This is a genomic window from Streptomyces sp. URMC 123, assembly GCF_051386515.1.
In the GTDB taxonomy this organism is placed as follows: Bacteria; Actinomycetota; Actinomycetes; order Streptomycetales; family Streptomycetaceae; genus Streptomyces.
The window spans coordinates 1-276 of record NZ_JBPQTV010000762.1 but is presented as its reverse complement, the minus strand read 5'-3'; the positions used below and the strand labels follow the sequence as shown (position 1 = coordinate 276).

Below are 276 nucleotides of genomic sequence, written 5' to 3'. Positions count from 1 at the left end.
GCGGGGGAGCCGGCCGCGTCACCGTCGTGAGCAGCGCGCGGCGGCGCCCGGGGTGAGCGTCACTCCCGCCGCGCCCGGGGGTGAGGGTCACCCGCGCCGCGCCCGAGGTGAGCGTCACCCGCGCCGCGCCCGGGCGTTCGTCCGCCGCGTCGCCTCCGCCGTGCTCGGGTCCTCCGGCCACGGATGCTTCGGATAGCGCCCCCGCAGCTCCGCCCGCACCGCCCGGTACCCCTCCTTCCAGAAGGACTCCAGGTCCGCGGTCACCGCGGCCGGCCG

The 276-nt window shown here is 80.1% G+C and carries 1 protein-coding gene; it reads right to left on the bottom strand.

All coding sequences use genetic code 11. From position 1 onward, the window contains the following. Positions 1-114 precede the first annotated feature (114 nt). Positions 115-276: ATP-dependent helicase C-terminal domain-containing protein (locus ACSNOD_RS31915; RefSeq protein WP_436770540.1), on the bottom strand; the 162-nt coding region annotated here is incomplete at its 5' end.